Origin of the sequence: Streptomyces sp. NBC_00988 (assembly GCF_045162645.1) — a bacterium.
Classification (GTDB): domain Bacteria; phylum Actinomycetota; class Actinomycetes; order Streptomycetales; family Streptomycetaceae; genus Streptomyces.
The window spans coordinates 7,364,501-7,387,752 of sequence record NZ_CP108730.1; the positions used below are offsets into that span (position 1 = coordinate 7,364,501).

Annotated in this window: 24 protein-coding genes; 19 read left to right on the forward strand and 5 right to left on the reverse strand. The window is 69.3% G+C overall.

Going from position 1 to position 23,252, the window contains the following annotated elements; all coding sequences use genetic code 11:
* Positions 1 to 20: 20 nt before the first annotated feature.
* The 8 genes from map (at position 21) to truA (ending at position 5,259) form a co-directional block, all read left to right on the forward strand.
* Positions 21 to 857 (forward strand): type I methionyl aminopeptidase, encoded by an 837-nt coding sequence (gene map / locus OG496_RS34025; RefSeq protein ID WP_363099496.1) that lies wholly within the window; start codon positions 21 to 23, stop codon positions 855 to 857.
* A 258-nt stretch (positions 858 to 1,115) separates the two neighbouring features.
* Positions 1,116 to 1,337, forward strand: coding sequence for a translation initiation factor IF-1 (gene infA / locus OG496_RS34030; RefSeq protein WP_003948620.1), 222 nt, complete (start codon positions 1,116 to 1,118; stop codon positions 1,335 to 1,337).
* Between the two features lie 59 nt (positions 1,338 to 1,396).
* A complete protein-coding gene (gene rpmJ / locus OG496_RS34035) occupies positions 1,397 to 1,510 on the forward strand; it encodes a 50S ribosomal protein L36 (RefSeq protein WP_003998809.1) in 114 nt (37 codons plus the stop codon).
* Between the two features lie 206 nt (positions 1,511 to 1,716).
* Positions 1,717 to 2,097: a 30S ribosomal protein S13 gene (rpsM, locus tag OG496_RS34040; RefSeq protein ID WP_019055531.1), complete on the forward strand. Its 381-nt coding sequence runs from the start codon at positions 1,717 to 1,719 to the stop codon at positions 2,095 to 2,097.
* Between the two features lie 69 nt (positions 2,098 to 2,166).
* On the forward strand, positions 2,167 to 2,571 hold the full coding sequence (rpsK, locus tag OG496_RS34045) for a 30S ribosomal protein S11 (protein WP_006376016.1): 405 nt from the start codon (positions 2,167 to 2,169) through the stop codon (positions 2,569 to 2,571).
* A 115-nt stretch (positions 2,572 to 2,686) separates the two neighbouring features.
* On the forward strand, positions 2,687 to 3,709 hold the full coding sequence (locus OG496_RS34050; RefSeq protein WP_019055532.1) for a DNA-directed RNA polymerase subunit alpha: 1,023 nt from the start codon (positions 2,687 to 2,689) through the stop codon (positions 3,707 to 3,709).
* 83 nt (positions 3,710 to 3,792) lie between these two features.
* Positions 3,793 to 4,287: a 50S ribosomal protein L17 gene (gene rplQ / locus OG496_RS34055; protein ID WP_399386568.1), complete on the forward strand. Its 495-nt coding sequence runs from the start codon at positions 3,793 to 3,795 to the stop codon at positions 4,285 to 4,287.
* 126 nt (positions 4,288 to 4,413) lie between these two features.
* Positions 4,414 to 5,259 carry a tRNA pseudouridine(38-40) synthase TruA gene (truA, locus tag OG496_RS34060; RefSeq protein WP_405973629.1) on the forward strand — a complete coding sequence of 282 codons (846 nt, stop codon included), beginning with the start codon at positions 4,414 to 4,416 and terminating at the stop codon, positions 5,257 to 5,259.
* Between the two features lie 51 nt (positions 5,260 to 5,310).
* On the opposite strand, the gene OG496_RS34065 is transcribed toward truA, so the two are convergent.
* Positions 5,311 to 6,186 (reverse strand): hypothetical protein, encoded by an 876-nt coding sequence (locus tag OG496_RS34065; protein ID WP_366489171.1) that lies wholly within the window; start codon positions 6,184 to 6,186, stop codon positions 5,311 to 5,313.
* Positions 6,187 to 6,534: 348 nt separating this feature from the next.
* Here OG496_RS34065 and rplM point away from each other — a divergent pair, with 348 nt between their 5' ends.
* The 3 genes from rplM to glmM all read left to right on the forward strand — a co-directional run bounded on the left by rplM (position 6,535) and on the right by glmM (position 9,122).
* Positions 6,535 to 6,978, forward strand: coding sequence for a 50S ribosomal protein L13 (gene rplM, locus OG496_RS34070; RefSeq protein WP_013001400.1), 444 nt, complete (start codon positions 6,535 to 6,537; stop codon positions 6,976 to 6,978).
* Positions 6,979 to 7,024: 46 nt separating this feature from the next.
* Positions 7,025 to 7,552: a 30S ribosomal protein S9 gene (rpsI, locus tag OG496_RS34075; protein WP_019055538.1), complete on the forward strand. Its 528-nt coding sequence runs from the start codon at positions 7,025 to 7,027 to the stop codon at positions 7,550 to 7,552.
* 211 nt (positions 7,553 to 7,763) lie between these two features.
* Complete coding sequence (gene glmM, locus OG496_RS34080; protein ID WP_366489173.1) at positions 7,764 to 9,122, forward strand: phosphoglucosamine mutase; 1,359 nt, start codon at positions 7,764 to 7,766, stop codon at positions 9,120 to 9,122.
* Between the two features lie 38 nt (positions 9,123 to 9,160).
* On the opposite strand, the gene OG496_RS34085 is transcribed toward glmM, so the two are convergent.
* A complete protein-coding gene (locus OG496_RS34085; RefSeq protein WP_405973630.1) occupies positions 9,161 to 10,102 on the reverse strand; it encodes a DUF389 domain-containing protein in 942 nt (313 codons plus the stop codon).
* A gap of 47 nt (positions 10,103 to 10,149) precedes the next feature.
* On the reverse strand, positions 10,150 to 11,118 hold the full coding sequence (gene coaA, locus OG496_RS34090) for a type I pantothenate kinase (RefSeq protein WP_405973631.1): 969 nt from the start codon (positions 11,116 to 11,118) through the stop codon (positions 10,150 to 10,152).
* Between the two features lie 280 nt (positions 11,119 to 11,398).
* On the opposite strand from coaA, the gene glmS reads away from it, so the two are divergent.
* Positions 11,399 to 13,246, forward strand: a complete 1,848-nt coding sequence (glmS, locus tag OG496_RS34095; RefSeq protein ID WP_405973632.1) for a glutamine--fructose-6-phosphate transaminase (isomerizing) — start codon at positions 11,399 to 11,401, stop codon at positions 13,244 to 13,246.
* A 536-nt stretch (positions 13,247 to 13,782) separates the two neighbouring features.
* Positions 13,783 to 14,193: a hypothetical protein gene (locus OG496_RS34100; protein WP_366489178.1), complete on the forward strand. Its 411-nt coding sequence runs from the start codon at positions 13,783 to 13,785 to the stop codon at positions 14,191 to 14,193.
* A gap of 70 nt (positions 14,194 to 14,263) precedes the next feature.
* Here the strand turns inward: OG496_RS34100 and OG496_RS34105 are convergent, their stop codons facing one another.
* Positions 14,264 to 16,018 carry a M16 family metallopeptidase gene (locus tag OG496_RS34105; protein ID WP_405973633.1) on the reverse strand — a complete coding sequence of 585 codons (1,755 nt, stop codon included), beginning with the start codon at positions 16,016 to 16,018 and terminating at the stop codon, positions 14,264 to 14,266.
* A gap of 12 nt (positions 16,019 to 16,030) precedes the next feature.
* Positions 16,031 to 17,044, reverse strand: a complete 1,014-nt coding sequence (locus tag OG496_RS34110; RefSeq protein ID WP_366489180.1) for a hypothetical protein — start codon at positions 17,042 to 17,044, stop codon at positions 16,031 to 16,033.
* Positions 17,045 to 17,193: 149 nt separating this feature from the next.
* Here OG496_RS34110 and OG496_RS34115 point away from each other — a divergent pair, with 149 nt between their 5' ends.
* The 6 genes from OG496_RS34115 (at position 17,194) to tsaE (ending at position 23,246) form a co-directional block, all read left to right on the forward strand.
* Entirely contained in the window at positions 17,194 to 17,565 is a 372-nt protein-coding gene (locus OG496_RS34115) for a holo-ACP synthase (RefSeq protein WP_366489182.1), read from the forward strand.
* Positions 17,566 to 17,639: 74 nt separating this feature from the next.
* On the forward strand, positions 17,640 to 19,091 hold the full coding sequence (locus tag OG496_RS34120) for an NAD(P)H-hydrate dehydratase (protein WP_405973634.1): 1,452 nt from the start codon (positions 17,640 to 17,642) through the stop codon (positions 19,089 to 19,091).
* A 224-nt stretch (positions 19,092 to 19,315) separates the two neighbouring features.
* Entirely contained in the window at positions 19,316 to 20,215 is a 900-nt protein-coding gene (locus OG496_RS34125) for a L,D-transpeptidase family protein (protein WP_405973635.1), read from the forward strand.
* A 55-nt stretch (positions 20,216 to 20,270) separates the two neighbouring features.
* Positions 20,271 to 21,524: an alanine racemase gene (alr, locus tag OG496_RS34130; RefSeq protein ID WP_405973636.1), complete on the forward strand. Its 1,254-nt coding sequence runs from the start codon at positions 20,271 to 20,273 to the stop codon at positions 21,522 to 21,524.
* Entirely contained in the window at positions 21,521 to 22,759 is a 1,239-nt protein-coding gene (locus OG496_RS34135) for an alpha/beta fold hydrolase (protein ID WP_399386583.1), read from the forward strand. Before alr ends, OG496_RS34135 begins: the two co-directional genes overlap by 4 nt.
* The gene (gene tsaE / locus OG496_RS34140; protein WP_366489189.1) at positions 22,725 to 23,246 is read left to right on the forward strand and encodes a tRNA (adenosine(37)-N6)-threonylcarbamoyltransferase complex ATPase subunit type 1 TsaE; all 522 of its coding nucleotides are present in this window, start codon (positions 22,725 to 22,727) and stop codon (positions 23,244 to 23,246) included. The genes OG496_RS34135 and tsaE overlap by 35 nt, the downstream gene beginning before the upstream one ends.
* The last annotated feature ends 6 nt before the right edge of the window (positions 23,247 to 23,252 follow it).

The window sequence follows — 23,252 nt, forward strand, 5'->3', positions numbered from 1 at the left end:
GACGGAGAGCGCAGGCCCCCATGGTGCAGATCAAGACCCCCGAGCAGATCGCCAAGATGCGCGAGGCGGGGCTGGTCGTCGCCGCGATCCACGCGGCCACGCGTGAGGCGGCCGTACCCGGCGCCAGCACGAAGGATCTGGACGAGGTCGCCCGCAAGGTCCTCGCCGACCACAACGCGAAGCCGAACTTCCTCGGCTACGGCGGCTTCCCCGCGACGATCTGCACCTCGGTGAACGAGGTCGTCGTCCACGGCATCCCCTCCGAGGAGGTGGTGCTGAAGGACGGCGACATCATCTCCATCGACTGCGGCGCGATCATCGACGGCTGGCACGGGGACGCGGCGTACACGGCGTTCGTGGGCTCGGGGCACGCCCCGGAGCTTCTTGAGCTGTCGCGGGTGACCGAGGGGTCGATGTGGGCCGGGATCGCCGCGATGAAGCTGGGGAATCGGCTCGTCGACATCTCCCGTGCCATCGAGACGTACATCCGTCGGCAGCCGAAGCCGGGTGGGGGCAAGTACGGGATCGTCGAGGACTACGGCGGTCACGGCATCGGTACCGAGATGCACATGGACCCGCACCTGTTGAACTACGTCGAGAAGCGGCGGGGCAAGGGGCCGAAGCTGGTGCCGGGGTTCTGCCTCGCCATCGAGCCGATGGTGTCCCTGGGGACCCCGAAGACCGAGGTCCTCTCGGACGACTGGACGGTCATCACGACGGACGGGACCTGGTCGTCCCACTGGGAGCACTCGGTCGCTCTGACGGAGGAGGGGCCGCTCGTGCTGACGGCTCCTGATGGCGGTAAGGCGAAGCTGGCCGAGTATGGAATCACGGCTGCGCCGGATCCGCTCGCGTAGTCGTCCGTCCGACGGTCGGTGGGGGCTGGTCGCGCCCACGCGGAGCCGCGAATGCCACAGCTCCGCGCCCGTAAAAACAGGGCATTACAGGTGCCCGGTGCTTAACGATCTCCCCTCCGGGGCATTCTTCCTCGATTCGTCTTTCCGAGTGGCCTGACGTAGACTGACTCGTCGGCTCTCGTGCACCCGCATGTCCGCATGCACCCCGCAAGGGGAACGCACCGAGTCGATCAAGGTAGTCGATTCGAAGGGCGAAGCGTGGCCAAGAAGCAAGGTGCCATCGAGATCGAAGGCACTGTCGTCGAGTCTCTCCCGAACGCCATGTTCAAGGTGGAGCTCCAGAACGGCCACCAGGTCCTGGCACACATCAGCGGCAAGATGCGTATGCACTACATCCGCATCCTCCCTGACGACCGGGTCGTGGTGGAGCTGTCTCCGTACGACCTGACGCGTGGCCGGATCGTCTACCGCTACAAGTAGATCTTGCCCGGGTTCCGCGCAAGCGGCGCCGAAGGCAACTGACCCGGAGAACCTCACCAATGAAGGTCAAGCCGAGCGTCAAGAAGATCTGCGACAAGTGCAGGGTGATCCGCCGTCACGGTCGGGTCATGGTCATCTGCGAGAACCCGCGCCACAAGCAGCGCCAGGGCTGACGCACGACCTTCCCTCTGCAGCTTTTCGCAGAGTTTCGCGCGACGCGAGCAATACATGTTCATACGCAGGACCCGGGCGTAGTAGGCGCCCGACACCCCCGGCTCGGAGGCTGGGGACCCACGTCGTACCAAATCTTCCACGGAAGAGGCCGGCGGCTGGGATCCGGTTCTGCGGAAGACCTCCGAAGATCAACTGGAGCCATTGAATGGCACGCGTTTCCGGTGTCGACATCCCGCGCGAAAAGCGCGTGGAGGTCGCCCTCACCTACGTGTTCGGCATTGGTCGGACCCTTTCCCAGCTGACGCTGGCCGAGACCGGCATCGACCCCAACACCCGCGTTCGCGACCTCTCGGAAGAGCAGCTCGTCGCGATTCGTGAGTACGTCGACGCCAACATCAAGACCGAGGGTGACCTCCGTCGCGAGATCCAGGCCGACATCCGCCGCAAGGTGGAGATCGGCTGCTACCAGGGTCTCCGTCACCGTCGTGGTCTGCCCGTACGCGGTCAGCGCACCAGCACGAACGCTCGTACCCGCAAGGGTCCGCGTCGCGCCATCGCCGGCAAGAAGAAGCCGGGCAAGAAGTAGTCCGCAGCGGACAACGCTTCACCAGCGGTCTTCGCTGTAGGACCGACCACCTCCCCGTAGGAGTAATAGATGCCCCCCAAGGGTCGTCAGGGCGCTGCCAAGAAGGTGCGCCGCAAGGAAAAGAAGAACGTCGCTCACGGCCACGCGCACATCAAGAGCACGTTCAACAACACGATCGTTTCGATCACGGACCCCGCGGGCAACGTGATCTCCTGGGCCTCCGCCGGCCACGTCGGCTTCAAGGGCTCGCGCAAGTCCACCCCCTTCGCCGCGCAGATGGCCGCCGAGTCGGCCGCCCGTCGCGCGCAGGAGCACGGCATGCGCAAGGTTGACGTCTTCGTGAAGGGCCCGGGCTCCGGTCGCGAGACCGCGATCCGCTCCCTCCAGGCCACTGGCCTTGAGGTCGGCTCCATCCAGGACGTCACCCCCACCCCGCACAACGGCTGCCGTCCGCCGAAGCGCCGCCGCGTCTGACGCACGGTTGTCTCAGGTTTCGGGCGGTATGGCCTTTCGGGGCTGTGCCGCCCGTACCCTTGCAGTACTAGTCGGACATCAAATAGTGGGTGTCCATGACTGAAGGACTCACTTCATGCTGATCGCTCAGCGCCCCTCGTTGACCGAAGAGGTCGTCGACGAATTCCGCTCCCGGTTCGTGATCGAGCCGCTGGAGCCGGGCTTCGGCTACACCCTCGGCAACTCCCTGCGTCGTACGCTCCTCTCCTCGATCCCCGGTGCCGCTGTCACCAGCATCCGGATCGACGGTGTCCTGCACGAGTTCACCACCGTGCCGGGCGTCAAGGAGGACGTCACCGACCTGATCCTCAACATCAAGCAGCTGGTCGTCTCCTCCGAGCACGACGAGCCCGTTGTGATGTACCTGCGCAAGCAGGGTCCGGGTCTGGTCACCGCCGCCGACATCGCGCCCCCGGCCGGTGTCGAGGTGCACAACCCCGACCTCGTCCTCGCCACGCTCAACGGCAAGGGCAAGCTGGAGATGGAGCTCACGGTCGAGCGTGGCCGCGGTTACGTCTCCGCCGTGCAGAACAAGCAGGTGGGCCAGGAGATCGGCCGTATCCCGGTCGACTCCATCTACAGCCCGGTGCTGAAGGTCACGTACAAGGTCGAGGCCACGCGTGTCGAGCAGCGGACCGACTTCGACAAGCTCATCGTCGACGTCGAGACGAAGCAGGCCATGCGGCCGCGCGACGCCATGGCGTCCGCGGGCAAGACCCTGGTCGAGCTGTTCGGTCTCGCCCGCGAGCTGAACATCGACGCCGAGGGCATCGACATGGGCCCGTCCCCGACGGACGCCGCCCTTGCCGCTGATCTCGCCCTGCCGATCGAGGAGCTTGAGCTCACCGTTCGGTCGTACAACTGCCTCAAGCGCGAGGGCATCCACTCCGTGGGTGAGCTCGTGGCTCGTTCCGAGGCCGACCTCCTGGACATCCGCAACTTCGGTGCGAAGTCCATCGACGAGGTCAAGGCGAAGCTGGCCGGCATGGGCCTGGCCCTGAAGGACAGCCCGCCCGGATTCGACCCGACGGCCGCTGCCGACGCCTTCGGCGCCGACGACGACGTGGACGCGGGTTTCGTGGAGACCGAGCAGTACTGATCGGTTGTTGCCGGTGAGCATCCGCTCGCCGGGTCCTGACCCCGGTACCTGATACGGCCGGGGCAGATACCAAGGAGAAAGAAATGCCGAAGCCCACCAAGGGCGCCCGTCTGGGCGGCAGTGCCTCGCACGAGAAGCTGCTCCTCGCGAACCTCGCGAAGTCGCTTTTCGAGCACGGCCGTATCACCACCACCGAGGCGAAGGCCCGCAAGCTGCGGCCGTACGCCGAGCGTCTGATCACCAAGGGCAAGAAGGGCGACCTTCACAACCGCCGTCAGGTGCTTCAGGTGATCACGGACAAGAGCATCGTCCACACGCTCTTCACCGAGATCGGCCCGCGCTACGAGAACCGTCCCGGTGGCTACACCCGTATCACCAAGATCGGTAACCGTCGTGGCGACAACGCGCCCATGGCCGTCATCGAGCTGGTCGAGGCGCTGACTGTCGCACAGGCTGCGACGGGTGAGGCCGAGGCCGCCACCAAGCGTGCCGCGAAGGACACCGAGGCTGCTGCCCCGGTCGAGGTCGTCGAGGACGCCAAGCCGGTTGAGGCCGACGAAGAGTCCAAGGACGCGTAACACCGTTCTTGGCTGCCGGTCCGCTGTGGCTGGTCGCGTAGTTCCCCGCGCCCCTGACGGGGCGCTTCAGTGGGCCCGTTCCTTCTTGGGACGGGCCCGCTTTTGTGTACCTGAAAGGATCTCGGTGTGAGTGATGAAGTAGCGGCCGGGTTCGTACGCGTACGACTCGACCTCTCCTACGACGGGACCGCGTTCTCCGGGTGGGCCAAGCAGGCCGGGGGGCGGCGGACCGTGCAGGGGGAGGTCGAGGACGCGTTGCGGACGGTGACGCGGTCGGGGGCGGCGGCGTACGACCTGACCGTGGCCGGGCGGACCGATGCCGGGGTGCATGCCCGGGGGCAGGTGGCGCATGTCGATCTGCCGGGGGAGCTGTGGGCGGAGCACCGCGAGAAGCTGCTGAAGCGGCTTGCGGGGCGGTTGCCGAAGGACGTGCGGGTGTGGGGCGTCGCGGAGGCCCCTGAGGGCTTCAACGCGCGGTTCGCGGCCCTGTGGCGGCGCTATGTGTACCGGGTGGGGGATCGGCCGGGGGGCGTGGATCCGTTGCTGCGGAACCATGTGCTGTGGCACGACTGGGAGTTGGACGTCGAGGTGATGGACGCCGCTGCCAAGTCCCTTGTCGGGGAGCATGACTTCGCCGCTTATGCGAAGAAGCGTGAGGGTGCTTCGACCGTTCGGGAGATTCTCGACTTCGGGGTGCGGCGGCGGGATGACGGGGTCGTCGAGATCGAAGTGCGTGCCGACGCCTTCTGCCACAACCAAGTGCGGTCCATGGTGGGCGCGTTGGTGTTCGTCGGCGACGGGCACCGGGGCGCCGAGTGGCCGCGGAAGGTGCTGGACGCGCGGGTGCGGGACAGTGCCGTGCATGTCGTACGGCCGCACGGGCTGACCTTGGAGGAGGTCGCCTATCCGGCCGACGAGGGGCTGGCGGAGCGGCAGTTGCTGGCCCGGCGGGTGCGGGGGGCTCTGCACTGAGGGCCGACCGGGTGGGCGCGCTGGCGCCAACTCCCGGTGGCCCCCAGCCTGTTACTGCGCCGCCGCCGAAGCCTGTGCCGCGCCGCGGGCGTGGATCTGGTCGAAGGCGAACTTGGCGAGGTCGTCACCGATCGCGAAGACCTTGGTGTCCTTCGCCGTCACGTCCGTGCCGTTGGTGAAGCCGGCGACCGTGAAGTAGGCGTAGCGGCCGTAGGCGTTGGTCGTCGTACGGCAGATCGCGCCGTCGCAGAAGGCCTTGACGCCCTTGCCGGACAGTGACTTGACGGCGCTCTTGGTGTCCGCCTGGCCCTTGGCCTTCGTCGCCTGTGCCTCGGTGTCGAAGAGGGCCACACCGACCGTGACCGCGATGTTGTCCTTGACGTACGAGACCCGCATGAGGCGGGTGCAGCCGTTCGCGGTGAGGACCTTGGGGAGGGTGCCCGAGGCGACCGAGGCGCAGTTCGTGGTGTCGGCCGTCGGGCCCTTCTTGTACACCGTCGAGGCGACCGTCAGCTGGGTGCCCGGGAAGAGGGTCGCCGGGCTGAGCGGTGCCGTGTCCTTCGCCTTGCTGGAGATGAACTCCTCGGGGTCCAGCGGCGGGGGCGCGCTGGTCGGCGCGAAGGACGGCGAGGTGGCGTCGGCGCTGGGCACGGAGGCGCTCGCGGGCAGGTTCGTGGGCTTGCCCGACGCGCTCGTGTCGTCGTTCGCCGACATGACGGCCATGGCCACGGCTGTCCCGACGGCCACCGTCGCGAGCGCGCCGCCGACTATCAGCAGCAGTCGCTTGCGTCTGTTGCGCGTCTCCGCCTGGTCGGCGAGCGCGGCCCAGTCCGGGGTCTCGTCGTCGACGCTGCCGCCCCACGGCTGCTGCGAATTGGGTTTCCAGGGATCCCACTGGGACTGGGGTCCCCCCTGTCCGAAGCTCATGGGTCGCATCCTAGACGGGGCGACGGCGGTACCGGTGCGCCTCAATGAGGCCTGTGGCGACTGACGTTGGGGATGTCACGGTAAGTACTTTCGCCGTCGCTTTCCGCACCCACTTCTGGTCGTGCTGACCCCGTTTTGACCCGTCCGGGGCGGCGCGGGTACTCTTACGGTTTGTTATGCGTATCGGTTTGGTCGCCCTCAGGCGAGAGGCCCTTACGTAGGTTCCCTGGAGCAGTTACCAGTGGGCGGCATACGGGCATCGTCCCCGGCCATTGTCGTCCCCAGCTGCACGATCGCTTCAGTGATGCCATGTGTCAGCACCCATCCACTGAAGAAGAAGGCTGCGAAGTGCGTACGTACAGCCCCAAGCCCGGCGATGTGACTCGCCAGTGGCACGTCATCGACGCCCAGGACATCGTCCTCGGCCGTCTGGCTACCACTGCTGCGAACCTCCTCCGCGGCAAGCACAAGCCGACCTATGCCCCGCACATGGACATGGGCGACTTCGTCATCATCATCAACGCCGACAAGGTTCACCTGTCCGGCAACAAGAAGACCCAGAAGCTGGCGTACCGCCACTCCGGTTACCCGGGTGGTCTGCGCTCCGTCCGTTACGACGAGCTGCTGGCGAAGAACCCCGAGAAGGCCGTCGAGAAGGCCATCAAGGGCATGATCCCCAAGAACACCCTGGGCCGTCAGATGATCAGCAAGCTGAAGGTCTACTCGGGCGACCAGCACCCGCACGCTGCCCAGCAGCCGGTGCCGTTCGAGATCACCCAGGTCGCGCAGTAGTTCCGGCCACACACCCCCTAAGACAGAAAAGAATCTGAGGAGAACCGTGGCCGAGACCACCGTTGAGCAGCCGGTCGAAGAGACCGAGACCGAGCTCGTCGACATCGAGAGCTACACCACCGAGTCCGACGTCCCCGTCGAGGGTGAGTACACGTCGGAGTCGCTCGCCGGCCGCTTCGGCGACCCGCAGCCGGCCGCCGGCCTGGGCCGTCGCAAGAACGCCATCGCGCGCGTTCGCATCGTGCCCGGCACCGGCAAGTGGAAGGTCAACGGGCGCACGCTTGAGGACTACTTCCCGAACAAGGTCCACCAGCAGGAAGTCAACGAGCCCTTCAAGGTGCTCGAACTCGACGGCCGCTACGACGTCATCGCCCGCATCTCGGGTGGCGGCGTCTCCGGTCAGGCCGGTGCCCTGCGCCTCGGCGTGGCCCGCGCGCTGAACGAGGCCGACGTGGACAACAACCGCGCCGCCCTCAAGAAGGCCGGTTACCTTCGTCGCGACGACCGCGCGGTCGAGCGCAAGAAGGCCGGTCTCAAGAAGGCCCGCAAGGCCCCGCAGTACAGCAAGCGCTAAATCGCGCCTGCGGTCTGTACTCCGAACGCCCCGGCGGCACGCCACTCGTGCCGCCGGGGCGTTCGTTTATCACAGCCGGGGGCGTATAACGGCACAAGACGCTCAAAGGCTTGTGTGATCGGATGATCAGGCATCGTGTGCCTGGAATGCAGGACTTCAGCTCTGCGGGACTTCGGCCTTGCAGGACTTTTCGCCTTCCTCAGGAGGACAAGTGGGACGACTCTTCGGCACGGACGGCGTGCGCGGTGTCGCCAACGTGGATCTGACGGCCGAGATGGCCCTCGGACTCTCCGTCGCGGCGGCTCATGTACTCGCCGAGGCGGGCACCTTCGCGGGCCACCGGGCGACGGCCGTGGTCGGGCGGGACCCGCGCGCGTCCGGGGAGTTCCTGGAGGCCGCGGTGGTCGCGGGCCTGGCCAGCTCGGGAGTGGACGTACTGCTCGTCGGTGTGCTGCCCACCCCCGCGGTGGCGTATCTCACCGGTGTGCTGGGCGCCGACCTCGGAGTGATGCTCTCCGCGAGCCACAACGCGATGCCCGACAACGGACTGAAGTTCCTCGCGCGCGGCGGGCACAAGCTCGACGACGAGCTGGAGGACCGGATCGAGAAGGTCTACGACGAGCACCGCACCGGCGCCCCCTGGGACCGCCCGACCGGCTCGGGCGTCGGCCGGGTCCGGCACTACAGCGAGGGCTTCGACCAGTACGTCGCCCACCTCATCGGCGTGCTCCCGAACCGGCTCGACGGGCTGAAGATCGTCCTCGACGAGGCGCACGGCGCCGCCGCCCGGGTCTCCCCGGAGGCGTTCTCGCGGGCCGGCGCCGAGGTCATCACGATCGGCACGGACCCCAACGGGCTGAACATCAACGACGGTTGCGGCTCGACCCACCTGGGTCTGCTCAAGGCCGCCGTCGTCGAGCACGGCGCCGACTTCGGCATCGCGCACGACGGTGACGCCGACCGCTGCCTGGCCGTGGACCACACCGGTGAAGAGGTCGACGGGGACCAGATCATGGCCGTGATCGCGCTGGCGATGCGGGAGCGTTCCGCACTGCGCTCCGACACCGTCGTCGCGACCGTCATGTCGAACCTCGGCTTCAAACTGGCCATGGAGCGCGAGGGCCTGACGCTCGTCCAGACCGCGGTCGGCGACCGCTACGTCCTGGAGGAGATGAAGGAGCACGGCTACGCGCTGGGCGGCGAGCAGTCCGGCCATGTGATCATCCTGGACCACGCGACCACCGGCGACGGCACGCTGACCGGCCTGATGCTGGCGGCGCGGGTCGCCGACACGGGTCGTACGCTCAAGGACCTCGCGTCCGTGATGACGCGGCTGCCGCAGGTGCTCATCAATGTGCCCGACGTGGACCGCACACGGGTCGGCACCTCTGCCGACCTGGCCGCCGCGGTCGCCGAGGCGGAGCGTGAACTCGGCTCCACGGGGCGGGTGTTGCTGCGTCCGTCGGGTACCGAGCCGTTGGTGCGGGTGATGGTGGAGGCCGCCGACATCGACCAGGCGCGGTCGGTGGCGGGGCGGTTGGCGGACGCGGTGAAGTCGGCGCTCGGGTAGGCGACTTGGGCGGATGCCGTCGTGAAGTCGGCGTCCAGCTAGGCGAGTTGAGCGGTGCGCTCGCGCTGCCGGGCCCAGAACCACTTCTGGGCGAGCAGCGTGAGCGTGCCCGCCAGCACGATGCCGCCGAGGTTGGCGAGGAGTTGCCAAGTGGAGCCCCACGTCTGGGAGTAGTCGCGGTAGCTGAAGGCGACGGCGGCGTTCGCGGCGGCCGGGACGGTCGTCACCGAGATCGCTACGCCGATCAGGGCACCGGACTTGGCGGACGTCAGGGACAGGGTGCCCGCGATGCCGGCCAGGAAGGCCACGACGAAGGACATCCAGTCGGGCTTCCAGATGAAGGCGGTGTTCGGCCGCGAGGCCTCCACCATGGACTTCTCGAAGAGCCCGAGGGTGTCCAGCAGCCAACTGAAGCCCACCGTAAGGACCATGGCCGCCGCGAACCCGGCGAGCAGCGCCCACAGCGACCGCCAGACCAGGTGCGGCGCCTTCCGCACCAGCGCCGTCGAGATCCCCGCGAGCGGCCCGAACTCCGGTCCTACGGCCATCGCGCCCACGATCAGGATCGCGTTGTCCAGCATCACACCGCAGGCCGCGAGCATGGTGGCGACGGTCAGGAACGCGACGTAGGTGACGGTGAGGGTGGACTCCTCGTGCGTGGCGTCGGCGAGGTGCTCCCACAGCACGGCGTCCGCGCCTTCGCCGGGCGCGTCGTCCTGGGCCTGGTCCGCCCGCTCCGACAGGGACAGGTCGATGTTCTCGACGGCGATGGAACCGATCCGGTCGAGCTCCAACTCTCGTAGCGCGCCGATGAGTTCGTCACCGGCCTCGCGGGCGACGTCGCACATGACGACGTCGCCGGCGGGGCTGCGGGCGGCGCCGGTCATGACCACGAGGTGTGCGGTGCCGACGGTCGTCTCGATGAGCTGGACCACGGCGTCGGTCTTGTCGGCGGGGGTGATGAGGCGCAGGTGCAGCATGACGCCTTTCTAACAGGCGTCGCGTGTGGGGTTGTACGTCTGCGGGGCTACAGCTTGCGCAGGCTGAGCCGTCGCACCTTGTGGTCGGTCCCCTTGCGGATGACGAGGGTGGCGCGGCCCCGGGTGGGGGCGATGTTCTCCACCAGGTTGGGCTTGTTGATGGTGCGCCAGAGGGTGCGGGCGTAGTCGACGGCCTCGTCCTCGGAGACCTGGGTGTACTTGCGGAAGTACGAGTCCGGGTTCTGGAACGCGGTGGCGCGCAGCTTGCGGAACCGGTTCAGATACCAGCGCTCGATGTCCTCGGCGCTCGCGTCGACGTACACACTGAAGTCGAAGTAGTCGGCGAGACCGACGCGGGTCCGGCCGTCCTTGCCGGGGAGCGCGGGCTGGAGCACGTTGAGCCCCTCGACGATCAGGATGTCGGGGCGCCGGACCGTGAGCCGCTGGTCAGGGACGATGTCGTAGATGAGGTGGGAGTAGACGGGCGCGGTGACCTCGTCCTTGCCGGCCTTGATGTCGGCGACGAAGCGGGTGAGCGCGCGGCGGTCGTACGACTCGGGGAAGCCCTTGCGCGACATGAGCCCGCGCGCCTCCAGCTCCCGCGTGGGCAGCAGGAACCCGTCGGTGGTGACCAGCTCGACGCGGGGGTGCTCGGGCCAGCGGGAGAGGAGCGCCTGGAGGAGGCGCGCGACGGTCGACTTCCCTACGGCCACGGAGCCGGCGACGCCTATGACGAACGGGGTGCCGGACTGGGAGCCCTGCTCGCCCAGGAAGGTGTTCAGGGCGTTTCTGAGGCCGTCCGTGGCGCCGACGTAGAGGTTGAGGAGTCTGGACAGCGGGAGGTAGATGTCACGCACCTCGTCGAGGTCGATGACATCGCCCAGGCCGCGCAGCTTCTCGACCTCCTCGGCGGTGAGCGGCAGCGGCGTCTTGTCGCGCAGCGCGCTCCACTCGGCTCGGGTGAGGTCGACGTAGGGAGTCGCCTCCGGCTTGTGCCGGTGGGCGCTCCGGGGCATCGGGGAGACCGGAGAGATCACAGTCCATTGTTAACGGAGTTTGAACGGGGTGGTGGGTGGGGTGCGTCACGTGGGGTGGGTCATGGGGTCTCCGGGGTGGTCGTGGGGCTCGGTGCGGGTAGTGGGCCGGACATCGTTCCGTATGCCTTGGCAGTTCGTTTCGGGCCGCGAGGGCTTCATGGGGCACGCAGGCGAAGCCGTACTCGATCATGGCCGTAATTTCCGAAATCGGGCACGGAGTGCCGTGTTCGGACGGGGTTCGGCGCCTAGGCTGCGGCGCATGTGCGGAATCGTGGGATACGTGGGGTCGCAGTCGGCGCTTGATGTGGTGATGGCCGGGCTGAAGCGGCTGGAGTACCGGGGGTACGACTCGTCGGGTGTCGCCGTGCTCGCGGACGGTGGGCTGGCGGCGGCCAAGAAGGCGGGGAAACTCGTCAATCTGGAGAAGGAGCTGGTCGACCGCCCGCTGCCGGCGGGGTCGACGGGCATCGGGCACACGCGCTGGGCCACGCACGGCGGGCCGACGGACGCGAACGCCCACCCCCATCTCGACAACGCGGGGCGCGTGGCCGTCGTCCACAACGGCATCATCGAGAACTTCGCCTGTCTGCGGGCCGAGTTGGCGGAGCGCGGGCACGATCTCGCCTCCGACACGGACACCGAGGTGGTCGCGCATCTGCTGGCCGAGGAGTTCTCGGGGTGCGCGGACCTGGCGGAGGCGATGCGGCAGGTGTGCCGGCGGCTGGAGGGCGCGTTCACGCTGGTCGCCGTGCACGCGGACGAGCCTGACGTGGTCGTGGGCGCGCGGCGGAACTCGCCGCTCGTCGTCGGGGTGGGGGAAGGGGAGGCCTTTCTCGCCTCCGACGTCGCCGCGTTCATCGCCCACACGCGCTCCGCGATCGAGCTGGGGCAGGACCAGGTCGTCGAGCTGCGCCGGGACGGCGTGACGGTCACCGGTTTCGACGGGGCTCCGGCCGAGGTCCGCTCCTACCACGTCGACTGGGACGCGTCCGCCGCGGAGAAGGGCGGCTACGACTACTTCATGCTCAAGGAGATCGCCGAGCAGCCGAAGGCGGTCGCCGACACGTTGCTGGGCCGCATCGACGCGGTGGGCCTGCTGACCCTGGACGAAGTCCGCATCCCCGTCCACGAGTTGAGGGAGATCGACAAGGTCGTCATCGTCGCGTGCGGTACGGCCTTCCACGCCGGGCTGATCGCCAAGTACGCCATCGAGCACTGGACGCGGATCCCCTGCGAGGTGGAGCTGGCGAGCGAGTTCCGGTACCGGGATCCGATCCTGGGCGCGCGGTCTCTGGTCATCGCCATCTCCCAGTCCGGCGAGACGATGGACACGCTGATGGCCCTACGGCACGCGAGGGAGCAGGGCTCCAAAGTCCTGGCGATCTGCAACACCAACGGGTCGACGATTCCCCGGGAGTCGGACGCGGTGCTGTACACGCATGCCGGGCCCGAGGTCGCCGTGGCGTCGACGAAGGCGTTCCTGACGCAGCTGGTGGCGTGCTATCTGGTCGCGCTGTATCTCGGTCAGGTGCGGGGCACGAAGTGGGGCGACGAGATCCAGGCCGTCATCCGGGATCTGTCGCAGATCTCCGGTGAGGTCGAGCGGGTGCTGGAAACCATGGAGCCGGTACGGGAGTTGGCGCGATCGGTGGCGTCCAAGAACACCGTGCTGTTCCTGGGCCGGCATGTCGGTTATCCCGTTGCCCTCGAAGGCGCCCTGAAACTCAAGGAGTTGGCGTACATGCACGCCGAGGGCTTCGCGGCGGGGGAGTTGAAGCACGGGCCCATCGCTCTGATCGAGGAGGGCATGCCGGTTGTGGTGGTCGTGCCGTCATCTCGCGGGCGGTCGGTTCTGCACGACAAGATCGTGTCCAACATCCAGGAGATCCGGGCGCGGGGTGCGATGACGATCGTGATCGCGGAGGAGGGCGACGAGACGGTCGTCCCGTATGCCGATCACTTGATCCGGATCCCGGCCACCCCGACGTTGCTGCAACCGCTGGTGGCTACCGTGCCGTTGCAGGTGTTCGCCTGTGAGTTGGCTACGGCTCGGGGGAACGAGGTGGATCAGCCTCGGAACCTGGCGAAGTCGGTGACGGTGGAGTAGGGCTCGCTCCTCAGGGCTTCCCTGAAGGGGGTGAAGGCTCCGGTCGGGAACGTGAGGGTGGCCCTGGCCGGGGTCTTTGAGCCGCGGACGTAAGGGCATCGGCAAGGCTTACGGCCGGGCAGCCCAACATCCCCGTCAATACCCGGCGTTGACGTTGCGTCAGGCAGCCCGCGAAGACCGCCGCGTCGGCGTTCGTCCGCTCGCAGAGTGTCGCCGCCTCGCGAACCTTGCCGTACGTCAGAAGAGTTCGCGAGGAATAGGGCGACGCCATCTTCTTGGCACCGCCGTCCGAGACGCCCCGCCGCTGCACGATCCGGCCCACGACCCGCGCACCGCGTTCCTCCAACATCCGCGCCGCCGAATCCATCAGCGCGGCCCAGTCCCTCTGCTTGCCGGAGAAGTAGCCGACATGCATGGGCTTCAGGCTAGTTGCGCTCCGCTGAAAGCGTGCTGAGGGCGTCGTGAAACCGGGTGCGCGCAGGCTCTGTGTCAGAAGGAAGCCGATGCGGAACTGACGAACCAAGGAGCACATCACCGTGGGTATCAACCTCACCGACCAGGACAAGCTCACCCTCCGTACCGCCGCGTACGGCGCCGTCACGCTCATGGCCGCCGCCGGTGCCACCACCGGCTCGCCGCACCGGATCGCCACTCAGGGCAGCCTCGCGCTGGCCTCGGCGACCGGGCCGGTCGGGTACGTGCTCGCCGAGAACACGAAGATCCCGAACCTGAACGGGAAGTCCGTGGCCGAGATCGCCGACCAGGTGCTGCCGGCCCTCACCACCGCCATGAGCCTGCTCAAGAAGCAGGACCCGGCCGAGGCCGACAACTTCCGCGGCACCGTTCTCGTCGCCCTCGAAGCGGCCGTCCGGCCCAAGAAGGGCGAGCCCGGCCCCGTCATGCTGGAGATGGTCCGCAAGATCACCGGAGCCCTCGACGCCGCGTGACCCGGCCGGATCAGACCGATCAGACCGATCAGACCGATCAGACCGATCAGACCGGATCAGGCCGGGCCGGTCATCGCCGTCGGCGCGCGCGATGCACCAGGTACAGCCTCCGGAGGAGCATGACCGGTGGGACCTCGATGAGGGCTACGGCGAAGGCGCCACCCAAGTCCCCGTCGGGCCCGATGATCGCGCGGACGATCGTGAATCCGCCGAGCAGGACCCACGCGGCCGCCACCACGGCGAGCAGCCAGCCGCCGATGGTCCGGAGCCACGTCGGGACCCACGTCGCCGGTCCAGGGCCTTTGGACGCCTGGGGCCGCGGTGTCCCCTGCCGCGGCCGCGGGATGCGTTCCGGAGCGCGGGCCGGCAGCCGTACCACCGCCGTCTCCGGGACCGCCGCGTCGATCGTCGCGATCCGGTCCGGGGTCACGTCGAGGTACAACGTCGGTTCCACGGTGACCGCGAAGCCGTCGGGGCCCGTGAGGCCGCGGGCTCCGTCGGGGCGGGTGGTCATCGCCACGCAGGTGTCGTAGGCGATGGTCACCGCGCCGCGCGGGGTCGTGACGCTCACGCCCTCCTCGCCGATGACCAGCGTGACGTTCTCGTTCTCCAGGGACTGGTGGCGGCTCCCCGTGACCGTGGTCCCGGAGTACTGCGGGGCCGGGGTCAGGCCCGCCCAGTCGGCGCCCCGGTGGCCCGGGACCTGGAGCAGGGCGGACGCCCACGCCTCGCGGGCCACCTCGCGCAGGTCCGCGACCGTGACCGCCGCCAACTCGGCCCGCTGCTCGGCGGGGGAGAGGACGCGGTGGCCGAGGAGGAGGTCCAGGGCGTATCCGGGGAGGGAGGCCGCGGCGAAGTCCGGGACGTCGTACACCTTGAGTTTCTTGTTGCGGACGGAGTCCAGCTCGGACTGCGCGATGGTGCCGTTGCGGAGGCGGGCGAGGGTGTCGACGAAGCCGCCGACCACCGCGTCCTGCTTCGTCGGCAGCGCGTCGGCGTACGCGGTGAGCGTGGCGAAGTCGGTGTCGCGCGGGGAGTAGTCGGCCTGCGCCGAGTAGGAGTAACCGCCCTCCTGCCGTAGGTCCTGGAAGAGCGCCCGGCCCAGCACGTCCGCGAAGACCGCGGCCGCCGTCGACCGTCGTACGACCGAGGTCAGGACCACCTGGCCGTCCTCGCCGCAGAAGTACGCGGGGGTCGCCGGAAGCGCGCTCGTGGCCGCGGGGGCCGGGAAACGGGTGCCCGTCGGCAGGGTGAGGTCCAGGCCCTCCGGGACGGACTCGCTCGTGATCCACAACACCGCGTTCTCACGGGTGAAACGGGTCCGCGCCCACTCGCCGACCTGCTCGGGCGTCACGCCCCAGGTCCCCAACTCGCTGTAGCTGGACAGTCCGTAGCCCTGAGCGCCGTAACGCCACAGCGGGAGCTGGGAGTTGGCGCCGTTCGCGCGGCCCGCGGCCTCCGTGCGCAGGATCTCCCGCTCGGTGTCCAGCCGCGCCAGCGGCAGTTCGCGCAGGGCCGCGCAGACACTGTTGAGGTGCGCTACGACCTCCTCCTCGTCGCCCGTCGCGTGGAAGAGGGTGTACGCGTTCGCCGTCGCGCCGTTGTAGTGCAGGTCGGTCAACTGGAGCCGGTGCAGGGCCAGATGCTCGACGAGATGGGTGAGCCCGGACGTCGCCAGGGTCTCGTCGGCGCGGCCCACCCGGAAGAAGAGGCCGGCCGTGACCTCGCCGCCCTGGCGCGGGGCGTAGAGCGTGGGAACGCCCTGGGTGGTCGTGCAGCCGATCAGGCCGGCGAGGGCCTCCGGCGCGAACTCGGTGGTCTTCATCGTCGGCTCCCCCTAGAGCGTCGCGAGCGCGGACTTGCGGTACTTCACGAACGCGGCCTTCCAGCCGGGCAGGTACTGCCACTGGTACTCGCTCACCCGGTCTTCGAGGGAGACGAAGTGCGCGGCCGCGTCCTCGAAGTGGCCGCCGATCGAGAAGGCCAGGGCGAACGCGCTGTCCGCCGCGATCCAGCTCCACCCGGGGGCGTAGTCGGGGTGCAGCACCGACGCCCGTGCGGCGGCCCGCAGTTCGTCGCGGACGGAGACACTCCGCAGGTACGTGCGCTGCTCCACGCCGCCCAGGTCCGCCCAGTGCTCGATGTGCGCCTCGGCGACCACCGCCCCGGCGTGCGAACCGGCGGGGGCCGCGGCCACGCACTCCTGCGCGAAGGAGTGCGCCGCCTCCCAGGAACCGCTCCACTTGGGGCACACCTGCTGGAGCAGCTGGGACTGCGCGCGGAAGTGGTGGGGGTGGTGGGCGGAGAGGCGGTCGTAGCGGCGTCGGGCCTCGGCCTGTCCGAGTTCCAGGCCGCGGGCGGTGAGCAGCCGGGCGGTCCAGGCGGCGGCGTTGCCCGGCTGCTCGGCGCACACGTCGATCAGCAGCAGCTCGGCCCGCCGCAGCCAGTCGTGGAACTGGCCGAACTGGTCGCGCGAGACGTGCTCCGCGCGGGCGCGGCTGCGGATGGCCCAGCCGATACGGATGCAGCGCTCGGCGAGCAGCGTGCGGGGGAGGGGGTCGGCGGGGTGGTCGGCCGCCGCCCGCTCCAGGTAGGTCTCCACGCCGTCCAGGCCCGCGAGTTGGGCCGAGGCGAAGGACATCTTCTCCACGGAGTTCTCGACCGGGTTCCGGGTCGGGTTCCCGGTCGACGCGAGGGCTGTGAAGAAGGCCTGTGTCGCCTGCCAGTCGCCTGCTCGGGCCGCGTCCCGCAGCGGGGTGAGATCGGGCAGCGTGGTGAACGGGTCGTCGACCGGTTCCGACAGGGCTACGGGTCTTTCGTCGTCGTCGGTCGTCGTGCTGGTGGTGGTCATGCTCCGCCCCCTGGCGAATCCTGAACCCACGGCGCGCCTACTGGCCCCCCAGGGCGCGCGAACGTGAGTGATGTCATGCGAGTTGCCGCAGGTTAGCAGCCGTCTGTGACAGGCGGGACGGGGGCGGGCGCGGTCGTAGGGTGCTCGGCATGAGCATCATCGGGGTTGGTATCGATGTGGCCGAGATCGACCGGTTCGCGGCGTCGCTGGCGCGTACGCCGGGGATGGCTCGGCGGCTGTTCTTGGACAGCGAGTTGCTGCTGCCGAGCGGGGAGCGGCGAGGGCCCGCCTCCCTCGCCGCCCGGTTCGCGGCGAAGGAGGCGCTCGCCAAGGCGTTGGGGGCGCCGGCCGGGCTGCACTGGACGGATGCCGAGGTGTACGTCGAGGACAGCGGGCGGCCTCGGTTGCGGGTCACCGGGACTGTCGCGGCTCGGGCTGCCGAGTTGGGGGTGCGGACTTGGCATGTTTCGTTGAGCCATGACGCGGGGGTGGCCTCTGCGGTGGTTATTGCGGAGGGGTGACGGGGGGCGGGGGCTGTGGGGCCGATCGCCGTCGGCGGCTGCGGCTCTGGGGCTTACGGGGCAGACTCGAACGTATGCGTACTGCGTACAGCGTGGAGTCGGTAAGGGCCGCCGAGCAGCGGCTGATGGCGCGGGTTCCGGAGGGTGCGCTCATGCAGCGCGCCGCCGCTGGACTCGCCGTTGCCTGTGCTCAGTTGTTGGGGCGGGTCTACGGCAGTCGGGTCGTGCTGCTGGTGGGGAACGGGGACAACGGGGGGGATGCCCTGTACGCGGGGGCTCGGCTCGCGCGGCGGGGGGCCGGTGTCGTGGCTGTGCTGCTTGCGCCTGAGCGGGCTCATGCGGGCGGGCTCGCGGCGTTGTTGCGGGCCGGTGGGCGGACCGTCGTAGCCGGTGCCGGTGCCGGTGATGTCGAGGGGGTTCTCCTCCGCGCCGATCTTGTTCTTGACGGGATCGTCGGGATCGGGGGGCGGGGTGGGTTGCGGCCCGATGCCGCTCGGCTGGCGGGGCTTGCCTCGGACTCTCGGGGGATTGTCGTCGCCGTCGACCTGCCCAGTGGGGTCGATGCGGACAGCGGTGAGGTGCGGGGGGCTGCCGTGCGGGCCGATGTCACCGTCACCTTCGGGGCCCATAAGCCTGGGTTGTTGATCGATCCTGCGCGGGAGTACGCCGGGGCCGTGCGGTTCGTTGACATCGGGCTGGGGGCCGAGCTGCCCGACGAGCCCGCACTGGAGGCACTCCAACATGTGGACGTGGCGCGGTTGTTGCCCGTGCCGGGGGCTGAAAGTGACAAGTACCGGCGGGGGGTTGTGGGGATCGCCGCCGGGTCCGGGCGGTATCCGGGGGCTGCCGTGCTCGCTGTTGCCGGGGCCTTGCGGGGTGGGGCGGGGGCCGTGCGGTATGTCGGGCCGGCCGCGGACGCGGTGATCGCCCGGTTCCCGGAGGCGCTCGTGTCGGACGGGGGGCCGCGTAAGGCGGGGCGGGTGCAGGCCTGGGTCGTCGGGCCGGGGGCGGGGGACGACGCCGGGACCGTGGCGGAGGTCGTGACTGCCGATGTGCCGGTGCTCATCGACGCGGACGGGTTGCGGCTGGCCGACCCGGACGCGGTACGGGCTCGTACTGCGCCGACGCTCATGACTCCTCATGCGGGAGAAGCGGCCGCGTTGCTCGGGGTTCCTCGGGGGGAGGTCGAGGGGGCTCGGCTGGAGTCCGTACGGGAGTTGGCTGGGCGGTATGGGGCGACCGTGTTGCTCAAGGGGTCGACCACGCTTGTCGCCGACTCGGGGGGTGGGGCTGTGCGGGTCAATTCGACAGGGACGGGGTGGCTGGCCACGGCGGGGAGCGGGGACGTGTTGTCGGGGCTTGCCGGGTCGTTGTTGGCGGCGGGGTTGTCGGCGTTCGATGCGGGGAGTGTGGGGGCGTATCTGCATGGGCTGGCGGGGAGGTTGGCTGCGGACGGGGCGCCGGTGGGGGCGCATGATGTGGCTGAGGCGGTTCGGGTGGCTTGGCGGGATGTTGTGCTGGGCTGATTCCTTTCGCCCCCGCCGCCCCTACCCGTCCCATCACTGGGGGCTGCGCCCCCAGACCCCCCTTCGGCCTGGACGGCCTCGTCCTCAAACGCCGGACGGGCTGGGTAGCCGGCCTGCCTTGAAGGTGACTCCGGCCCGCGCTGGAAGCACTCGCGCTCGTCAATAAGGGTGACCCCTCCGCGCGGCACCCGCTTCCCGTCGTACCGCCACGTTTCTCTGATCGCATGATCAGTACACGAATCGCGCACAGAAGTATCGCGGTGCTGCTCACCGCGGTGATCGCCCTCCCCGTCGGGGCCGGTAGTGCCTGGGCGGACGGGCCGGTGCCGCCGGCTGCGGGGCCCGGGGAGACCGAGCTGGTGCCGGGGGTGCCGCCGGGGCCGTATCAGCCGTGGCAGATCGATACGCCGGATCAGGCGCTCGCGCCGGAGGTGTACACGCCTACCGCCGAAGAAGACAGGGTCGAGCCGCGGGACGCCGTCGCGGGGACCTACGCGCTCGTCGAGTACGTGCCGATCGCGGACGCCGTCGCCAAGGTGACCTGCAGCAAGCAGACCGGGCCGTATCAGCGGGGCGTCGAACGGTGGCTGAAGCTCAAGGTGGACGGGAAGCAGTCGGGCGGCGACTGCAAGGCCATCCGTGCCTTTCAGAAGAAGCAGGGCATCAAGCCCGCCATCGGGTTTGCCGGGCCTGTGACGTGGGCTCGTATGCAGCTCATCGGTGCCAAGAAGAATCCGAACGCCGCCCGGAAATGCCCCGTCCGCTCGTACCGCGTCGCCTGTGTCGATCTCGATCGGCAGCTCACCTGGGTGCAGAAGGGGAAGAAGGTCGTCTTCGGGCCTGTGCCCATGCGGAGCGGGCGGAGCGGGCATGTGACCCGGGGCGGTTGGCACAAGATCTACTGGAAGCACAAGAACCACTGGTCGACGCTCTACAACAGCCCTATGCCGTATGCCCAGTTCTTCGACGGCGGCATCGCCTTCCACGCCGTCTACGGCAGCATCTACACCACCGTCGGCTCCTGGGGCTGCGTCAATCTGCGGCTGGCCGACGCCCGCAAGCTCTGGGGTGTGCTGAAGAAGGGCGACCGTGTGTACGTGTGGGGGCACCGGCCCGGGAACTAGGGAACAAGGAGGGCTCAGAGGGGGTGTCAGTCCCCTCTGAGACACTGGGGGTGCCATGAATGAGACAGCGACACAGCCCACCGCACCGTTGCGCGCCCGCGCCGAGATCGATCTGGGCGCCCTGCGGGCCAATGTGCGGACCCTGCGCGCCCTCGCGCCGGGCGCTGCCCTCATGGCCGTGGTCAAATCCGACGCCTACGGCCATGGGGCTGTGCCGTGTGCGCGTGCCGCCGTGGAGGCGGGGGCCACCTGGCTCGGTACCGCCACGCCCCAGGAGGCGCTTGACCTGCGGGCCCGTGCCGGGCTGCCCGACGGCGTGCGGATCATGTGCTGGCTGTGGACCCCGGGCGGGCCCTGGCGGGAGGCCATCGAGGCGGATCTCGATGTGTCGGTGAGCGGGATGTGGGCCCTGGAGGAGGTCACCAACGCCGCTCGTGCCGTTGGGCTTCCCGCGCGCGTGCAGCTCAAGGCCGACACCGGGCTGGGTCGTAACGGGTGTCAGCCTGGTGATGACTGGGCCGAGCTCGTCGGGGGTGCTCTCCGCGCGGAGGCCGAAGGGCTTCTCCGTATTACCGGGCTCTGGTCCCATCTCGCCTGCGCCGACGAACCCGGGCATCCCTCCATCGATGCCCAACTCCTTCTCTTCCGCGAGATGGTGGCGTACGCGGAGGAGCGTGGGGTGCGGGCTGAAGTGCGGCACATCGCCAACTCGCCTGCCACGCTCACCCGTTCCGACTCGCACTTCGATCTCGTTCGCACGGGAATCGCCGTCTACGGCATCTCGCCCAGCCCTGAGGTGGGGTCCTCGGCCGACTTCGGGCTGCGGCCCGTGATGTCCCTGAAGGCGTCCGTCGCGCTCGTGAAGCAGGTGCCCGGTGGGCACGGGGTCAGTTACGGGCATCACTACGTCACCCCGGGCGTGACCACCCTCGGACTCATCCCCGTCGGGTACGCGGACGGCATTCCGCGGCACGCCTCCGGTACCGGGCCCGTGCTCGTCGGCGGGAAGTGGCGGACGGTCGCGGGGCGGGTCGCCATGGACCAGTTCGTCGTGGACCTGGGTGGGGACGACCTGGAGGCCGGGGCGGAGGCGATCCTGTTCGGGGCCGGTGACCGCGGTGAGCCCACCGCCGAGGACTGGGCGCAGGCCGCCGGCACCATCGCGTACGAGATCGTGACCCGCATCGGAACACGCGTTCCCCGCGTCTACGTCAATGAGGTCGTCGGCGAGGCCGTCCCCGAGGTCATCCCCGGGTATGAGGGAGACGACGTAGCGCAGGGTCTTGACGTGAAGAGGAGCGGCACGTGAGCGAGAGCAGTGCGGAGGCGGTCGCCGCGGTCGCCTCCGCCGCCGCGGGGGCGGGCGGGAACTGGCGGAAGGTCACCGGTATCGCGGGCGCCGCGATAGGTGTGATCGCCGCCGGGGCCGCGGCCGGTGTCGCCATAGAGCGGATGACCGTCGGGCGTGGCATGCGCGAGCGGGCCCGGCTGGCGCTCGACTCCACCGGGCCGTACGGCTCGCTGCGCGGCACCCCCGGCACGGCGCGGGCCGACGACGGCACCGAGCTGTACTACGAGGTCGACGACATCGAGCCGGACGTCGCCGTCACGCCCAAGCGGCGGCGGCTCTTCGGGCGCAAGGCACCCGCTCCCGTCACCGTCGTCTTCAGTCACGGCTACTGCCTCAACCAGGACTCCTGGCACTTCCAGCGGGCCGCCCTGCGCGGGGTCGTGCGGACCGTGCACTGGGACCAGCGCAGCCATGGGCGTTCCGCGCGCGGGGTCGCGCAGCTGGAAGACGACATGCCGCTCACCATCGACCAGTTGGGGCGCGACCTGAAGGCCGTGATCGACGCGGCCGTGCCCGAGGGGCCGATCGTGCTCGTCGGGCACTCCATGGGCGGCATGACGGTGATGGCCCTCGCCGACCAGTACCCCGACCTGATCCGCGACCGGGTCGTCGCCACCGCCTTCGTCGGTACGTCCTCCGGGCGGCTCGGCGAGGTCAACTTCGGGCTGCCCGTCGCCGGGGTCAACGCGGTGCGGCGGGTGCTGCCCGGCGTGCTGAAGGCGCTCGGGCAGCAGGCCGCACTGGTGGAGCGGGGGCGGCGGGCCACCGCCGATCTGTTCGCCGGGATCATCAAGCGGTACTCGTTCGCTTCGCGGGACGTCGATCCGGCGGTCGCGCGGTTCGCCGAGCGGATGATCGAGGGGACGCCCATCGACGTCGTAGCGGAGTTCTATCCGGCCTTCACCGACCACGACAAGACGGCCGCCCTGACCCACTTCAAGGACATGCCGGTGCTCGTGCTGGCCGGGATCGGCGATCTCGTCACGCCCAGTGAGCACAGCGAGGCCATCGCCGACCTGCTGCCGGACGCCGAGCTGGTGCTCGTGCCGGACGCCGGGCACCTGGTCATGCTGGAGCACCCCGAAGTGGTGACGGACCGCCTCGCCGACCTGCTCACCCGCGCGGGTGCCGTGCCGGCAGGGGCTACCGTAAGTGGCTATGGAAGCACCAGCAGCACCGCACAACGCGGCTGAGCCCCTGTCCGTCTCGATCACCGTCAACTCCCCTGATCAGATGCGGGAGTTGGGGCGCCGCCTCGCCAAGTTGCTGCGCGCGGGCGATCTCGTGATGCTCACGGGTGAGCTGGGCGCCGGCAAGACGACACTGACCCGGGGGCTGGGGGAGGGGCTCGGGGTGCGGGGTGCGGTGACCTCGCCGACCTTCGTGATCGCCCGGGTGCATCCGTCGCTCGGTGAGGGGCCGCCGCTTGTGCACGTCGACGCGTATCGCCTGGGCGGCGGGCTCGACGACATGGAGGATCTCGACCTCGATGTCTCGCTGCCCGAGTCCGTGATCGTCGTGGAGTGGGGTGAGGGCAAGGTCGAGGAGTTGACCGACGACCGGCTGTCGCTCGTGATCCACCGGGCCGTCGGGGATACGACCGACGAGGTACGGCATGTGACCGTCACCGGGCTGGGTGCGCGGTGGGCCGCCGTCGAACTGGGTGTGCTCGGGGCCTGACCGGGT

What these genes read in the sequence shown, in the direction of transcription:
- map (WP_363099496.1), top strand. Translation starts at nt 21, where the DNA reads ATGGTGCAGATCAAGACCCCCGAGCAGATCGCCAAGATGCGCGAGGCG.
- rpmJ (WP_003998809.1), top strand. Translation starts at nt 1,397, where the DNA reads ATGAAGGTCAAGCCGAGCGTCAAGAAGATCTGCGACAAGTGCAGGGTG.
- rpsM (WP_019055531.1), top strand. Translation starts at nt 1,717, where the DNA reads ATGGCACGCGTTTCCGGTGTCGACATCCCGCGCGAAAAGCGCGTGGAG.
- rpsK (WP_006376016.1), top strand. Translation starts at nt 2,167, where the DNA reads ATGCCCCCCAAGGGTCGTCAGGGCGCTGCCAAGAAGGTGCGCCGCAAG.
- OG496_RS34050 (WP_019055532.1), top strand. Translation starts at nt 2,687, where the DNA reads ATGCTGATCGCTCAGCGCCCCTCGTTGACCGAAGAGGTCGTCGACGAA.
- rplQ (WP_399386568.1), top strand. Translation starts at nt 3,793, where the DNA reads ATGCCGAAGCCCACCAAGGGCGCCCGTCTGGGCGGCAGTGCCTCGCAC.
- OG496_RS34065 (WP_366489171.1), bottom strand. Translation starts at nt 6,186, where the DNA reads ATGAGCTTCGGACAGGGGGGACCCCAGTCCCAGTGGGATCCCTGGAAA.
- OG496_RS34085 (WP_405973630.1), bottom strand. Translation starts at nt 10,102, where the DNA reads ATGCTGCACCTGCGCCTCATCACCCCCGCCGACAAGACCGACGCCGTG.
- coaA (WP_405973631.1), bottom strand. Translation starts at nt 11,118, where the DNA reads ATGCCCCGGAGCGCCCACCGGCACAAGCCGGAGGCGACTCCCTACGTC.
- glmS (WP_405973632.1), top strand. Translation starts at nt 11,399, where the DNA reads ATGTGCGGAATCGTGGGATACGTGGGGTCGCAGTCGGCGCTTGATGTG.
- OG496_RS34105 (WP_405973633.1), bottom strand. Translation starts at nt 16,018, where the DNA reads ATGAAGACCACCGAGTTCGCGCCGGAGGCCCTCGCCGGCCTGATCGGC.
- OG496_RS34110 (WP_366489180.1), bottom strand. Translation starts at nt 17,044, where the DNA reads ATGACCACCACCAGCACGACGACCGACGACGACGAAAGACCCGTAGCC.
- OG496_RS34115 (WP_366489182.1), top strand. Translation starts at nt 17,194, where the DNA reads ATGAGCATCATCGGGGTTGGTATCGATGTGGCCGAGATCGACCGGTTC.
- OG496_RS34120 (WP_405973634.1), top strand. Translation starts at nt 17,640, where the DNA reads ATGCGTACTGCGTACAGCGTGGAGTCGGTAAGGGCCGCCGAGCAGCGG.
- OG496_RS34125 (WP_405973635.1), top strand. Translation starts at nt 19,316, where the DNA reads ATGATCAGTACACGAATCGCGCACAGAAGTATCGCGGTGCTGCTCACC.
- alr (WP_405973636.1), top strand. Translation starts at nt 20,271, where the DNA reads ATGAATGAGACAGCGACACAGCCCACCGCACCGTTGCGCGCCCGCGCC.
- tsaE (WP_366489189.1), top strand. Translation starts at nt 22,725, where the DNA reads ATGGAAGCACCAGCAGCACCGCACAACGCGGCTGAGCCCCTGTCCGTC.